The sequence below is a fragment of the Massilia sp. Root133 genome, from assembly GCF_001426525.1.
GTDB lineage: Bacteria > Pseudomonadota > Gammaproteobacteria > Burkholderiales > Burkholderiaceae_D > Telluria > Telluria orientalis.
Map to the genome: position 1 here is coordinate 489,205 of NZ_LMEW01000001.1, position 15,038 is coordinate 504,242.

Sequence of the window (15,038 nt, forward strand, 5' to 3'; positions counted from 1 at the left end):
GTACGGCGGGTTTCAAGCTATGCTTCGGTGTTAGGATTTTTTTAATCAGGAGTGAATAAATGACGATCAAAGTAGCAATCAACGGTTATGGCCGTATCGGCCGCAACGTGCTGCGCGCTTTCTACGAAGGCGGCAAGAAGCAGGACATCCAGATCGTGGCGCTGAACGATCTCGGCAACGTCGAGCACAACGCCCATCTGACCCGTTACGACACCACGCACGGCAAGTTCCCGGGCACCGTCGAAGTGGACGGCGACTACATGATCGTCAATGGCGACCGCATCCGCGTGTACGCGCAGCGCAACCCGGCCGAGCTGCCGTGGGGCGAGCTGGGCGTGGACGTCGTGCTGGAGTGCACCGGCTTCTTCACCACCAAGGAAAAAGCCTCGGCCCACCTGAAAGGCGGCGCCAAGAAGGTCATCATCTCGGCACCGGGCGGCAAGGATGTCGACGCCACCATCGTGTTCGGCGTGAACCAGAACGTGCTGAAGTCGACCGACACCGTGATCTCGAACGCCTCGTGCACCACCAACTGCCTGGCCCCGCTGGTCAAGCCGCTGAACGACGCCATCGGCCTGGAAAACGGCCTGATGACCACCGTGCACGCCTACACGAACGACCAGGTCCTGACCGACGTGATGCACGAAGACCTGCGCCGCGCCCGTTCGGCCACGCAGTCGATGATCCCGACCAAGACCGGCGCCGCCGCCGCCGTCGGCCTCGTGCTGCCGGAACTGAACGGCAAGCTGGACGGCTACGCGATCCGCGTGCCGACCATCAACGTGTCGATCGTCGACCTGTCGTTCATCGCCAAGCGCGACACGACGGTCGAAGAGATCAACAAGCTGATGAAGGACGCATCGGAAGGCGCGCTGAAAGGCATCCTGACGTACAACACCGAGCCGCTGGTCTCGGTCGACTTCAACCACAACCCGGCGTCGTCGAACTTCGACGCGACCCTGACCAAGGTGTCGGGCCGCCTGGTGAAGGTGTCGTCGTGGTACGACAACGAGTGGGGCTTCAGCAACCGCATGCTGGACACCACCGTGGCGCTGATGAACGCGAAATAATCGGGTTCTGCACCATGAAAAAACGCTCCCTCGGGAGCGTTTTTTTATTTCGTCTTCGGCCAGGGCGTCAGGATCTCGAAGCCGTTCTTGGTCACCGCGATCATGTGTTCCCACTGCGCGGACAAAGACCGGTCGCGCGTCACGACCGTCCAGCCGTCGTCGAGCTGTTCGACGTCGGCGTCGCCCAGGTTGATCATGGGCTCGACGGTGAAGGTCATGCCTTCCTTGATGAGGAGGCCCGTGTTGGGGCGGCCGTAGTGCAGCACCTGCGGGTCTTCGTGGTAGACCTTGCCGATGCCGTGGCCGCAGTATTCGCGCACGACGGAATAGCCCTGGGCTTCCGCCAGCTTCTGGATCGCATGGCCCACGTCGCCCAGGCGCGCGCCCGGGCGCACGGCGCGGATGCCGGCCATCATGGCGTCGTACGTCGTCTCGACGAGCTTCTTTGCCTCCGGGCTCGGCGTGCCGACGAAGTACATGCGGCTCGTGTCGCCATGCCAGCCGTCCTTGATCACGGTGACGTCGATGTTGACGATGTCGCCATCCTGCAGGATCTCGGCGGGGGAGGGGATGCCGTGGCAGACGACGCTGTTCACTGACGTGCACAGGGTCTTCGGAAAGCCGTGGTAGCCGACGTTGGCGGGCGTCGCCTTCTGCACCTTGCGGATGTATTCGTTGCAGCGGCGGTCGAGTTCTTCCGTGGAGACGCCGGGGACGACGTATTCCGCGATCATTTCCAGCACCTCGGCCGCCAGGCGGCCGGAGACGCGCATCTTGGCGATGTCTTTGTCAGTCTTGAGTTTGATAGGCATGGTTCGTTGAGTGTGCACCGATCGCTCATGATAGCCGATGCACGAAAAAAAATGCCCGCCAGGCGAACCTGGCGGGCATTGTTCAGGCTGTCACTTGCGTGATCAGAAGGCCTGGTTGTAACGCACGTAGATGAAGCGGTCGAGCGGCAGGTTGGCGTCCACCGCCGACGAGGACGATGCGCCCAGCACGGTGGTGCGCGGTGCCTTGTCGAAGACGTTGTTGGCACCGACCATGATCTGGCCTTTCCACGAGGTCTTATACGCGACGCTGACGTCGTTGTAGACCATCGCACCCTTCAGGTTGTAGCCGGTACCCCAGTTGGCGTGACCCTGCGGGGTCGAGCATTCGACGGTGCTGCTGTAGCACTTGTCGCGCATGCTGCCGAAGTAGCGGGCCGTCCAGGTGGCGCTCCAGTTGCCCAGGCTCCAGTCCAGCGCGACGTTCGACTTGATACGGTAGTAGGCGATGCCGCCGCTGCCGTCGTATTCGCCCAGCGAGCTTTCCCAGTCGGCCGTGTTGTCGGCCTTGGTGCGGTACTTGGTCACGAAGGTCGAATCCGAACGCACGCCGAACGAACCGTAGGCGCTGCGCGGGAAGCGGTAGGCGAACGACAGGTCGTAGCCTTCGGTTTCCAGCGCGCCCAGGTTGGCGTTGCCGCGCGACAGGTTCGTGATCTGGCCGGTGATCGGGTCACGCTTGATCGCGTTGCAGAACGAAGCGACGCCCTGCACGTAGCAGTACTCGGCGACCTGGGTAGCCGAGATGCCGGTGATCAGGTTGTCGACACGGATGTTGTACCAGTCCAGCGAGCCCGACAGACCCGGCAGGAAGGCCGGGCTGTAGACGAAGCCGAAGGTCTTCGTCTTGGCGCGTTCCGGCTGCAGCGACGCGTTGCCGGCGCCCGACATGAACGGGTTGGCGCTCTGTGCGCCGCCCGAGTCGGTGACCGGGGTGTTGGTCTGGTCGGTCTGGCGGAAGCCCGGACGAGCACCCGCCGCCGTGCAGCGTGCGTCGACGCCCGGCGTGGAACGCTGGCCGTAGGCGCTGTCGCATGGGTCCATGTACGTGTCGTACGTCTGCTGGCCACCGCCGAACGTGTCACCCACGGTCGGAGCGCGGAAGCCCTGGGCCCACGTGCCGCGGACCAGCAGGTCCTTGATCGGCTTCCACATGAAGCTGGCTTTGCTGTTGTGGGTGTTGCCGAAGTTGCTGTAGTCCGAGTAGCGGGTTGCCAGGTCGACGCTCAGCAGTTCCGCGAAGCGCACACCCTTCAGGATCGGGATGTTCGTTTCGAGGTAGGCTTCACGCACCGAGTACTTGCCGATGGTCGAGTTGCCGGCCAGGTCGGTCGAGAAGCCCGATTGCTCGAACTGGCCCGGGATGTCGTAGCCGCGCACTTCGCGGTGTTCGATGCCGCCTGCCACGCCCAGCATGCCTGCCGGCAGCTGCAGCAGTTCGCCGCTGATGTTGGCGGTCGCGCTGTTGATGGTCGAGCCATAGGTGGCCTGGCCGGTCGACATGACGTAGTCCAGGGTTTCCTTGTTGGTGGCGCCCGGACCGGCGATGATGTTGAACGGCTTGCATTCCGCCAGCGGGATCGGGGAGGCCGCGGTGCCGCACTGGACGACGCCGCTGGCGTTCAGGAACGACGGACCCAGGGCCTTCTTCAGGTTCAGCAGGTTGACGTTGCCGGTGCCCATGGTCGAGCCGCGGACGGCGCTGTGGTTGTAGCCCACGTCCCAGTTCCAGGCCTTGCCTTGCCAGTCGAAGTTGCCCGACAGGGTGGTGTCGACGTGGAACGTGTTGTTGGTGTTTTCCGTCACGCGCGGCACTTCGACGGTGCGGCGGATGAAGTACAGGTCTTCACCGAACGGGTTGTAGTAGTTGTCCTTGTCGATGTAGACCGGGTAGCTCGGCTGTGCATCGCTGCGCAGCGGATAGCCTGCGACCTGCGCCGACGACTGGCGCTGCGAGTACATCGCGGTCGTGCTCAGCTGCATGTTGTACGGCAGTTCCAGCGTGCCCTTGGTGAACAGCGTGTCCAGGCGGTTCGGCATCTGGAACATCATCTGCGAGGCGCTGTTGAACTTGTCCTCGACGATGCTGCTCTTCCAGTCGTGGTAGTTGGCCGTGTTGCGCGGATCGGAGCCCGTGCCCATGCCGTTGCCGCCGGCGCCGCCGGTGTGGTTCAGCACGTAGTCGAAGGCATCGCCGTTGGCCGGCAGGACTTCAGCCCACGGGCCTGCGCCCAGGCCGGCGGTCGGGTGAGCCGGGCCCTTCGGGTATTTGGTGATGTCGCGGTCGCGGGCCCACACGGTGCCCTGTTCGGTGTGCGACAGGCCGACCATCAGCGACGCCTTGTCGGAGCTGGCGCCGTACGTCAGCGAGAAGTCCTTCGCGCGGCCGTCGGCCTTGTCGTTGGCGCCGCTGTAGATGCTCAGCTGGCCGCCATCCATGCGCTTCTTCAGGATGATGTTGACCACGCCCGAGATCGCGTCCGAGCCGTAGATCGACGAGGCGCCGTCCTTCAGGACTTCGATGCGCTCGATCATGGCCGACGGGATGGTCGACATGTCGGTATAGCCGTCGACGGACTGGGTCCAGCGCTTGCCGTCCACCAGGACCAGCAGGCGGTTCGAGCCCAGGTTGCGCAGGCTGATGTACTGGCCGCCGTTTTCACGGTTCGACGTCAGCGAACCGCCGCGGTCGAAGTCCGGCGTACCGGCGGAAGACAATTGGTTCAGGATGTCGCCGACGGTCACGAGACCCGTCTTTTGAATCTGTTCCTGGGTCATCACCTGGATCGGTTGTGCCGTTTCCAGGTCGACCTGGCGGATGCGCGAGCCGGTCACTTCGACGCGCTGCAGCGGCGCCGGTTGGGTCTCTTGCGCGTAAGCCGCTTGCATCCCGAGCGCGACGCCGCCGAGGCAGATCAGGCGGATCGAGCGGGACAAGACTTTTTCCATCATGGTTACAAAACTCCTAGGTTAGGGCACGGCGAACTGGGTAGCAGCAGCCGTGTGAGGCCGTCGCTGTGAAGCGACTGTTTTGAAAGCAATGTGGTTAACATTTTTTTTCAAGCTGGCAATGGAAGCATCCACCGTGGCAGCCTGTCAATGTTCGAGGATGCATATTTGTGCGTGTTGCGGGTTTGCGTAATTACAAGAAAATCACCAGCGTTGTGCGTATTTACGGAAACAAATATTGTGTACAGACATGAATCTATGCCGAAAACATCAGTTTGGGCGTAGAACCCCCTATAGATCGCTGGATTAGGTGCAACATTCTTTTACGGCAGGAATGCACCAGATTGGGGCGAGACGATTCGAATGCTTTTTCAAGTGTTACATTTGTACAACAGGCAAAATTTCTTGAAAGGTCAGAACGACGGGTGATCGCGTACGTAGGCAGGGGACCGATCGGCAGCTGCGGGTCGACGGGCGCGCCACTGCCGGACCGCGTCGCCAAGGGCACGGCCAATGCGCTTCTCGTTCGTTGTGACATTGAGTCTCCGATATAGACATTGCTGCAGATCATGCAACGTTAGCCATACGGGTCGCCAATGTATTGACGAGAATCAAACTGTAAATATGTTTGCGAGGAAAAGTTAAGGAAAAACAAATTCCCGAGCGAAATAATGCGCTCGGGATAGCGTCAGACGCGGAAGCAGTCGTGCCACAGCCGCACGACGACGTCGGCATGTTTCGCGACGAGGCTGCGTTCTACGCGAGCATTTTCCTGGCCCTGCAGGCGGACCTGGTGCTGCAGCTTGCGCATGGCGCGGTACGCCGCGGCGGCGCCGTCGGCCAGGTCCATGTCGATGAGGCCCAGCGTGCCGCACAGTTTCAGCAACGCGATGTTGCCGACGTTCGCCGTCAGCTGCGGATACGCGGCCGCATGGCGCAGCACGAGGTATTGCACGATGAATTCGATGTCGATCATGCCGCCTTCGTCGTGCTTCAGGTCGAAACGCTCGTCGCGGGGCGGGTGCGCGTCGCGCATGCGCTGGCGCATCTTGACGACTTCAAGGCGCAGTTCGGCCTCGCGGCCGGACCGGTCCTGGCGCAGCACCTGTTCGCGGATCGCCTCGAAGCGGGCGCCGATGCCGGCGTCGCCCGCGCAGAAGCGGGCCCGCGTGAGGGCCTGGTGCTCCCACAGCCACGCGGAGGATTGCTGGTAGCGTTCGAACGCCCCCACGGACGACACGAGCATGCCGGACGCGCCGTCCGGCCGCAGCGCCGTGTCGATGTCGAACAGGATGCCGGCCGGCGTATGCGTCGTCATCCACGTGATGAAGCGCTGGGCCAGCTTGGCGTAGTTCGACGGCGCCATGTCGTCCTCGTCGTCGAACAGGAAGATGACGTCCAGGTCGGACACATAGCCCAGTTCCTTGCCGCCCAGCTTGCCGTAGGCGATCACGGCGAAGCGCGGCACCTCCACGTGGCGCGACGCGATCGTGCGCCAGGCGCGGCGCACGACTTCGCACACGATCAGGTCGGCCAGCGCGGACAGGTGGTCGGCCAGGCGTTCGACGGACAATTCTCCCGCCAGGTCCAGCGCGAGCAGGCGGAACATCTGGGCGTGGTGGGCTTCGCGCAGGATGTCGAGCTGGCGCTCGGTATCGCCCGTGGCCGCGTCGAGCTGGGCCGCGAGGCTCGCCGCCAGCGAAGGCAGATCCTCGGCCGCGTTGCCGCGGTCGTCCAGCAGCTCGTCCAGCAGGATCGGGTGCTGGGTGAGGAACGTGGCGGCCCAGCCGGACGCGTTGATCATGCGGAGCACCCGCTCCAGCGTGTGCGGATATTCCGTCAGCAGCGACAGGTAGGCGGAGCGGCGCGCAATGGCTTCGAAGAAATCGAGGAGGCGGCCCAGCGTGGCCGCGTGGCTGCCGGCACCCGCTTGCGCGACGACGTTCGGAATCTGCGTCAGCGCCGTGTTGACCAGGGCGACGAGCCGGTGGCGGCTCGCCTCCGGCAACGTCTGCAGCCGGGGCGCCTGCCACGTGGCGACGAGGCGGTTCGCGCCGGCCTGCGGGTCGTCGAAACCGAGGCTCGCGAGGCGGTCGGCGATGGCGTCGCGGTTGTCCGGATCGGTCAGCAGCGCGTCCGGGTCGACGGGTTCGGCGCCGGCGGCCTTGTCGGCGAAGATCGCGTCGAACTGGGCGGCGACGAAGACGCGCCAGGCGTCCAGCCGGGCCAGCAGTCCGGCCTCGTCGGCCATGCCCATCATGCGCGCGACGGTGTTGCGATCCTCTGGCGCGACGGGCATCGTGTGCGTCTGGGCATCTTCCAGGTATTGCAGGCGGTGCTCCAGGTTGCGCAGGAATGTATAAGCTTCGAGCAATTGCTCGACGGTGTCGACGGCCAGCAGTTCACGTTCGGCCAGCAGGCGCAAGGTCTTGCGCGTGGAACGCTCGCGCAACGCCGGGTCGCGGCCGCCGCGGATCAATTGAAACACTTGCGCGAGGAATTCGATCTCGCGGATGCCGCCGCGGCCCAGCTTGACGTTCTGGTTGCGCTCCGGATGCAGGCGTTCCTGGCGGTTGACCTCGGCGCGGATCTGGGCGTGCATGGTGCGGATCGCATCGATCACGCCGAAGTCGAGATAGCGCCGGAACACGAACGGCCGCACGATGGCGTCGAGGGCCGCGATGTCGGCCGGGTCGCCGGTGACCGCGCGCGCCTTGACCCAGGCATATCGCTCCCATTCGCGCCCCTGTACGATCAGGTAGTCCTCGACCATGTTCAGGCTCGCCACGAGCGGGCCCGACTTGCCGTTTGGACGCAGCGCCATGTCTACGCGGAACGTAAAACCGTCTTCGGTGATTTCGGACAGCGCGGCGATCAGCTTGCGGCCGAGGCGCCCGAAGAATTCGTGGTTGGACAGGGATTTCTGGCCGGGGCCGGCCTTCGTATCGCCGTCCTCGGGGTAGACGAAGATGAGGTCGATGTCCGACGAGACGTTCAGTTCGCCGCCGCCGTGCTTGCCCATCGCCAGCACGATCATCTGCTGGGGACGGCCGGAATCGGCGCCGACCGGCTCGCCGTGCAGCGCGGTCATCTCCGCCATCAGCTCGGTGAGATGCGTCTGGACGGCGAAATCGGCGAAGCGGCTCATGGCGGTCACGACTTCGTCCAGGTCGGCCTGGCCGTCGAGATCGCGCCGGATGATGGTGCAGATGAGCAGGTTTCGCAGCCGGCGCATGGCCCGCGTTGTCGGCAGGACCGTGCCGTTGGGACCAGAGGCGGCCTCGGTCGCCAGCGCTGCGCCGAAATCGAGGGAGGCCAGCGATAATGCGGACAGGGTATCGACGCGCCCGGCACGGGCCGGATCGGCGGCGAGCCAGCGTTGGTAAAAGCGCGACATTTGAGGGAGACACTGCGGAGAAGCTGGGAACATAGGGCGAATTCCAGACGAGTTGTGCGTTTCGGGACGCTTGCTATGGGGTAAAATTGCCCGCCATGCTGCCCTGGGTCAGCACGATGGTAAGGTAGACGCCGCGGATGTTGCAAGCGCTCTCTTAATTTACAGTTAAACAATATTCGGCGACGAGTCTTTGAGCCTTTTGATGCACAACCCGGAACCGCAGACGCAGCGCGAGCCCGACGCGCATGAGCAGGCGCACCCCCAGACGCATGTGCATCAGCATGTGCCTCTGGTGGAGCGCTGGGCCCGCGCGCGCACCTGCTACCGCTATGCGAACCTCGCGTCGCATCATGTGCTCGGCTTCACGATCAAGACCGTCCTGCTCGTCTACTTCGCGTTCATGGTGCTGTTCCTGGTGCTGCGCTACGCGGTCCTGCCGAACATCGATTACTACAAGCCCGACATCGAACGCGCCGCCAGCCGCGCGCTGGGCAACCAGGTGACGATCGCGCGCGTCTACGCGTCGTGGCGCGGCCTGCGCCCGAACCTGTACCTGGGCGATCTGCGCCTGCACGACCGCGCCGGGCGCCAGTTGCTGGCGCTGCCGTCCGTGTCCGCCACCGTGTCGTGGTGGTCGGTGGTGGCGGCCGAACCCCGGTTCGAGGCGCTGGAAATCAACCGGCCGGAACTGGACGTGCGCCGCGGTGCCGACGGCATCGTCGCCGTCGCGGGCGTACGCATCGATCCGAACAAGAAGGAGGAGGGCGGCGGCGCCGACTGGCTGCTGCGCCAGCACGAGGTCGTGATCCGCGAAGGCCGCCTGACGTGGACGGACGAATTGCGCGGCGCGCCCACGCTCGCGCTGTCGGACGTGACGCTCGTGCTGCAGAACCGCTGGACCACGCACCGCTTCGCCCTGAAGGCCGCGCCGCCGGCAGGCGCGGGCGACCCGCTCGACCTGCGCGCGCGCTTCTCGCACCCGCCGTTCGGCGCCAAGCCGTCCGACGCCCGCCGCTGGAAGGGCCAGGTGTATGCCGACCTGCGCAACACCGACCTCGCCGCCTGGAAGCAGTACGTCGATTATCCGTTCACCCTGCAGGAAGGCCGCGGCTCCGTGCGCGCCTGGCTCGACTTCGACCACGCCCGCCTGGCCGGGTTCACGGCCGACCTGGCGCTGGCCGGCGTCAGCGCGCGCCTCGGCCCGGATACGCCGCCGCTGTCCCTGGCGCGTGTATCGGGCCGGCTGTCGGCCAGCGAGACCATCGCCCCGAACGTGGACGACGGCAAGCCGACCTTCGGCGCGCTGGGCCACGCGATCGGCCTGGAAAATTTCTCCGTCGTCACGGAAGGGGGCGTCGTGCTGCCGCCGGCCACCTTGAACGAATCGTGGCGCCCCGCCACGCGCACCCAGCCGGAACGCTTCGAAGTGCGCGCCGAACAGCTGGACGTGGGCGCGCTGGCCGCGCTGGCCGTGCAACTGCCCATCGCGCCGGCGCACCGCCAGCTGCTGACGGAACTGGCGCCGCGCGGCCGCGTCAACGACGCCGAGGTCGAATGGCAGGGCCGCTTCCCGCACATCGCCGGCTACCGTGTGCGCGGCAACGTCGAGAACCTCGGCATGAATCCGCTGGCGGCGCGCGCCGAGCTCGCTGCAGCCGATGGTCACCCGGCCCAGCCCGCACGCCCCGCGCTGCCGGGTTTCAAGAATCTGTCGGGCCGCATCGACGCGAGCGACCATGGCGGCAGCGTCGACATCGATTCCGACAAGCTCGTGCTGGCGCTGCCGGCCTGGTTCGCCGATCCGGAAATGCCGTTCGATCAATTTGCGCTGCACGCACGCTGGACGCAGCTGGCGGACGAGCAGCTGGCCGTCGACGTGGACAGCCTGGACCTGACCCAGGGCGCGCTGAAGGCGACCCTGACGGGCCGCCACGTGCTGTCGTTGAAAGCCGGCCAGGGACCGGGCAATGCCGACTTCACGGGCACGGTCGACAATTTCGAGATCGCCAGCATCGGCCGCTGGCTGCCGCTCGCGACGCCGGAAGGCCTGCGCGAATGGCTGACCGGCGCGCTCCAGGGCGGCATGCTGCACGACGCGCGCCTGCGCCTGCGCGGCGACCTGGCCCAGTTCCCGTTCCGCGCCGAGAATGCCGTCCAGCGCGCCAAGGGCGAGTTCCGCGTCGGCGGCCGCATCGAGGACGGCAAGCTCGAGTACTCGCCCGGCCACAAGGCGGCCGACGGCAAGGCGCCGCTGTGGCCGCTGTTGGAAAACATCAACGGGTCCATCGTGTTCGACCGCGCCCGCATGGACATCCACGCCGACACGGCGCGCACGCAGGGCATCGGCCTGTCGAACGTGCGGGCCGTGATCCCCGAGCTGGGCATCCACGAGATGATGCTCGACATCGACGGCACCGCCGCCGGCCCGTTGCCCGACTTCCTGCGCTACGTGGCGGCCAGCCCCGTGCTCGAATGGATCGGCCATTTCACCGAGGACACCAAAGGGACCGGCCCGGCGAAGCTGGGCCTGAAACTGCACCTGCCGCTCGCCAGCCTGCACGACGCGAAGGTGCAGGGCGCGCTGCAGCTGCAGAGCAACGACGTCGTGCTGTTCCCCGACCTGCCGCCGATCGAGGCCGCGCTGGGCCGCATCGAGTTTTCCGAACACGGCGTGAACCTGAACGGCGTGGGCGCCAGCTTCCTCGGCGGACCGCTGCAATTGTCCGGCGGCACCCAGCGCGACGGCAGCATCCAGATCCGCATGGCCGGCAGCGCCACGGCCGAGGGCATGCGCCAGACGCGTTCCCTGCCGGCGCTGCAGCGCCTGGGCAATAAACTGTCCGGCGGCGCGCGCTTCGGCGGCACCGTCACGGTGAGGGACCGCCAGACCCAGATCATCCTCGACACCAACCTGGCCGGCCTCGGCATCGAACTGCCCGCGCCGCTGAACAAGCCCGCGCCGGACGCGCTGCCGCTGCACTTCGTCCTCACGGGCCAGCCGACGGGTGTGGATGGCGTGGGCCACGACGACATCCGCATCCAGCTCGGCAATCTCGCGGCCGCGAAATACGTGCGCGAGCGCCAGCCGCATGGCCCGTGGATCGTCAAGCGGGGCGGCATCGGCGTCAACGTGCCCGCGCCCGAACCCGACAGCGGCATGATGATCAACGTGAACATGAAGGCGCTGAACGTGGACCGCTGGCTCGCGGCGGCCGCCGACATCGCCGGGCCAGGCGAGGCCGCGCCGGCTTCCGGCCCGTCCGCGGAAGGCGGCATGGGCCAGTACGTCGTGCCGGATATCGTGGCTGCCCGTGCCGGCGAACTGGTCATCGGCGAGCGGGCGCTGCGCGACGTCGTCGTCGGCGCCACGCACCAGAACAATACGTGGCAGGCCAGCATCGATTCGCGCCAGGTCGTCGGCTACGTCACGTGGGCCGAATCGGGCCAGGGCCTGGGCAAGGTGACGGCGCGCCTGGCGTCGCTCGTGATCCCGGAATCGTCCGCGAACGAAGTCAAGGACCTGCTCGAATCGAACAAGGGCGCCAGCGCCAGCATCCCGGCCCTCGACATCGTGGCCGATCGTTTCGAGCTGTTCAACAAGCAGTTCGGCCGCCTGGAACTCGTGGCCAGCAATGCGCAGGCGCTGGCCGGACGCGAATGGCGCATCGAGAAGCTGGCGCTGACGAATCCGGACGGCCAGCTGAAGGCGAACGGCCGCTGGCTCACGCGCGACGGCAAGAGCAACACGGCACTCAATTTCACGCTCGACATCAGCGACGCCGGCCGCCTGCTGGATCGCCTGGGCTTCCCGGAGACGCTGCGCCACGGCAAGGGCTCGCTGTCCGGCGACATCTCGTGGGCCGGCCTGCCATACTCGCTCGACATCCCGAGCCTGTCGGGCCAGATCCAGATGAATGTCGAGGATGGCCAATTCCTCAAGCAGGATCCGGGCGCCGCCAAACTGCTGGGCGTGCTGAGCCTGCAGATGCTGCCGCGCATGCTGAAGCTCGACTTCCACGACGTGTTCTCGGAAGGCCTCGCCTTCGACGGCATCACGGCGAACGCGATGATCACGCGCGGCGTCGTGCGTACGGACAATCTCAAGATGCACGGCGTGGCGGCGACGGTGCTGATGGACGGCACGGCCGACATCGCGCACGAATCGACGAACTTGCACGTCGTCGTGATCCCGGAATTCAATCTCGGCACCAGCTCGCTCGTGTACGGCCTCGCGGTGAACCCCGTGATCGGCCTCGGCAGCTTCCTGGCCCAGCTGTTCCTGCGCGCGCCCGTCATGAAGGCGCTGACTTACCACATGCAGGTGACGGGACCGTGGAAGTCGCCGCACATCGTCAAGCTGGAGAATTCGCCGGCCGTGACCGCCGCCGCCGAGAACGCGGCCGCGCAGGACCGCAACAAGGACAAGAAGGGATCCAAATGAAGACGACCGCTCAGTTTACTGTCGCCGCAATCCAGATGGTGTCCACGCCGAACGTGGACGAGAACATCGCCACCGCGCGCCGCCTGATCGCGGACGCCGCCGCGCGAGGCGCGCGACTGGTCACGCTGCCGGAATACTGGCCCATCATGGGTATGACGGACACGGACAAGGTCGCCCACGCGGAACAGCCGGGCCACGGCCCCATCCAGGATTTCCTGGCCGGCCAGGCGCGCGAGCATGGCATCTGGCTCATCGGCGGTACCTTGCCGTTGGTCTCCGATGACGCGGGTCGCGTGCTGAACACGACGCTCGTCTATGATCCGGCCGGGCAGCATGTCGGCCGCTACGACAAGATCCACTTGTTCGGTTTTAATAAAGGCAGCGAATCGTACGACGAGGCCCGCACCATCGTCCCGGGCGAGACGGTCGGCGGCTTCGACGCCCCGTTCGGCAAGGTCGGCCTGGCCATCTGCTACGACCTGCGTTTCCCGGAACTGTTCCGCGCGATGGGCGAGTGCGCGCTGATCATCGTGCCGGCCGCGTTCACGCACACGACGGGCCTCGCGCACTGGGAAGTGCTGCTGCGCGCCCGCGCCATCGAGAACCAGTGCTACGTGCTGGCGTCGGCCCAGGGCGGTACGCACACGAATGGCCGCCGCACGTTCGGCCACAGCATGCTGATCGATCCGTGGGGCGAAGTGAAGGACGTGTTGCCGGAAGGCGAGGGCGTCGTCAGCGGCGAGATCGATCCCGACTACATCGCGAAGGTGCGCGAGAGTTTGCCGGCACTGAAACACCGCAAACTTTAAGGTATGGCACAATGCCCCATCCCTATCAGAAAGACCTGACGCAATGACTCCATTCGAACCGAATCTCTCCTCCCTCGCTGTCGCGCGCGACGTCCTGTTGACGCCATTCGGCCTCGACGAAGGCAAGCTGATCACGACGCTGGGGACCATGTTCACGCACAAGGTCGACTATGCCGACCTGTATTTCCAGTTCACCAAGAGCGAAGGCTGGAGCCTGGAAGAGGGCATCGTCAAGAGCGGCAGTTTTTCGATCGACCAGGGCGTCGGCGTGCGCGCGGTGTCGGGCGACAAGACCGCTTTCGCTTACTCCGACGAAATTTCGCAGGCCGCCCTGCTGGACGCCGCCGCGGCCACGCGCACGATCGCGCGCGCGGGCGCCGGCCGCGTGAAGGTTGCAGCGAACGTCCAGCCGTCCGGCGGCCGCTCGCTGTACCTGCCGCATGACCCGCTGGCCTCGCTCGACGCGACCGCGAAAGTCGCGCTGCTGGAGCGTGTCGAAAAAATCGCGCGTGCAAAAGACCCGCGCGTCGTGCAGGTGATGGCCGGCCTGGCCGGCGAGTACGACGTCGTGCTCGTCGTGCGCAGCGACGGCGTGCTGGCGGCCGATATCCGTCCGCTCGTGCGCGTCTCCGTCACCGTCATCGCCGAGCAGAACGGCCGGCGCGAGATGGGCTCGTCGGGTGGCGGCGGCCGTTACGATTACAATTATTTCAGCGACGAACTGCTGGAAAAATATGCCAGCGAAGCCGTGCAGTCGGCGCTCGTGAACCTGGAAGCGCGTCCGGCCCCGGCCGGTCCGATGACCATCGTGCTCGGCCCGGGCTGGCCCGGCGTGCTGCTGCACGAAGCCGTCGGCCACGGCCTCGAAGGCGACTTCAACCGCAAGGGCTCGTCCGCGTATGCCGGCATGATCGGCCAGCGCGTCGCCGCGAAGGGCGTGACCGTCGTCGACGACGGCACCCTGCAGGACCGCCGCGGTTCGCTGAACATGGACGACGAGGGCAACCCGACGCAGTGCACGACCTTGATCGAAGACGGCATCCTGAAGGGCTATATCCAGGACACGATGAACGCGCGCCTGATGAAGATGCCGGTGACGGGCAATGCGCGCCGCGAATCGTTCGCCCACCTGCCGATGCCGCGCATGACGAACACGTACATGCTGGCCGGCGACAAGGACCCGGCCGAGATCCTGGCCTCGGTCAAGAACGGCCTGTATGCGGTGAACTTCGGCGGCGGCCAGGTCGACATCACGAACGGCAAGTTCGTGTTCTCGGCCAGCGAGGCCTACATGATCGAGGACGGCAAAGTGACGTACCCGGTGAAGGGCGCGACCCTGATCGGCAACGGTCCGGACACGATGAACCGCATCTCGATGATCGGCAACGACATGCGCCTGGACTCGGGCGTGGGCGTGTGCGGCAAGGAAGGCCAGAGCGTCCCGGTGGGCGTGGGCCAGCCCACGCTGCGCATCGACGGCGTGACCGTCGGCGGCACGGCGTAAGGCCTCGCCGCACCGCGATGGCCTCCGCCTTCGCCACC

General features: G+C 65.8%; 7 protein-coding genes. 4 read left to right on the forward strand and 3 right to left on the reverse strand.

What is annotated here, in order from left to right; all coding sequences use genetic code 11:
• The first annotated feature begins 59 nt into the window (after window positions 1-59).
• On the forward strand, window positions 60-1,070 hold the full coding sequence (gene gap / locus ASD28_RS02230) for a type I glyceraldehyde-3-phosphate dehydrogenase (RefSeq protein ID WP_056123254.1): 1,011 nt from the start codon (window positions 60-62) through the stop codon (window positions 1,068-1,070).
• Window positions 1,071-1,114: 44 nt separating this feature from the next.
• On the opposite strand, the gene map is transcribed toward gap, so the two are convergent.
• The 3 genes from map to glnE all read right to left on the reverse strand — a co-directional run bounded on the left by map (window position 1,115) and on the right by glnE (window position 8,279).
• Window positions 1,115-1,882 carry a type I methionyl aminopeptidase gene (gene map / locus ASD28_RS02235; protein ID WP_056123257.1) on the reverse strand — a complete coding sequence of 256 codons (768 nt, stop codon included), beginning with the start codon at window positions 1,880-1,882 and terminating at the stop codon, window positions 1,115-1,117.
• Window positions 1,883-1,984: 102 nt separating this feature from the next.
• The gene (locus ASD28_RS02240; RefSeq protein WP_056123264.1) at window positions 1,985-4,852 is read right to left on the reverse strand and encodes a TonB-dependent siderophore receptor; all 2,868 of its coding nucleotides are present in this window, start codon (window positions 4,850-4,852) and stop codon (window positions 1,985-1,987) included.
• 685 nt (window positions 4,853-5,537) lie between these two features.
• Window positions 5,538-8,279, reverse strand: a complete 2,742-nt coding sequence (glnE, locus tag ASD28_RS02245; protein WP_056123268.1) for a bifunctional [glutamate--ammonia ligase]-adenylyl-L-tyrosine phosphorylase/[glutamate--ammonia-ligase] adenylyltransferase — start codon at window positions 8,277-8,279, stop codon at window positions 5,538-5,540.
• A 169-nt stretch (window positions 8,280-8,448) separates the two neighbouring features.
• Between glnE and ASD28_RS02250 the strand changes: the two genes are divergently transcribed.
• Genes ASD28_RS02250 through tldD form a run of 3 tightly spaced genes read left to right on the forward strand, consistent with a single transcriptional unit; the run spans window position 8,449 to window position 15,000 of the window.
• On the forward strand, window positions 8,449-12,687 hold the full coding sequence (locus ASD28_RS02250) for a YhdP family protein (RefSeq protein ID WP_082577001.1): 4,239 nt from the start codon (window positions 8,449-8,451) through the stop codon (window positions 12,685-12,687).
• Entirely contained in the window at window positions 12,684-13,496 is an 813-nt protein-coding gene (locus ASD28_RS02255) for a carbon-nitrogen hydrolase family protein (RefSeq protein WP_056123274.1), read from the forward strand. Before ASD28_RS02250 ends, ASD28_RS02255 begins: the two co-directional genes overlap by 4 nt.
• Before the next feature lie 43 nt (window positions 13,497-13,539).
• Window positions 13,540-15,000, forward strand: coding sequence for a metalloprotease TldD (tldD, locus tag ASD28_RS02260; RefSeq protein WP_056123277.1), 1,461 nt, complete (start codon window positions 13,540-13,542; stop codon window positions 14,998-15,000).
• The last annotated feature ends 38 nt before the right edge of the window (window positions 15,001-15,038 follow it).

What these genes read in the sequence shown, in the direction of transcription:
- gap (WP_056123254.1), top strand. Translation starts at nt 60, where the DNA reads ATGACGATCAAAGTAGCAATCAACGGTTATGGCCGTATCGGCCGCAAC.
- map (WP_056123257.1), bottom strand. Translation starts at nt 1,882, where the DNA reads ATGCCTATCAAACTCAAGACTGACAAAGACATCGCCAAGATGCGCGTC.
- ASD28_RS02240 (WP_056123264.1), bottom strand. Translation starts at nt 4,852, where the DNA reads ATGATGGAAAAAGTCTTGTCCCGCTCGATCCGCCTGATCTGCCTCGGC.
- glnE (WP_056123268.1), bottom strand. Translation starts at nt 8,279, where the DNA reads ATGTTCCCAGCTTCTCCGCAGTGTCTCCCTCAAATGTCGCGCTTTTAC.
- ASD28_RS02250 (WP_082577001.1), top strand. Translation starts at nt 8,449, where the DNA reads ATGCACAACCCGGAACCGCAGACGCAGCGCGAGCCCGACGCGCATGAG.
- ASD28_RS02255 (WP_056123274.1), top strand. Translation starts at nt 12,684, where the DNA reads ATGAAGACGACCGCTCAGTTTACTGTCGCCGCAATCCAGATGGTGTCC.
- tldD (WP_056123277.1), top strand. Translation starts at nt 13,540, where the DNA reads ATGACTCCATTCGAACCGAATCTCTCCTCCCTCGCTGTCGCGCGCGAC.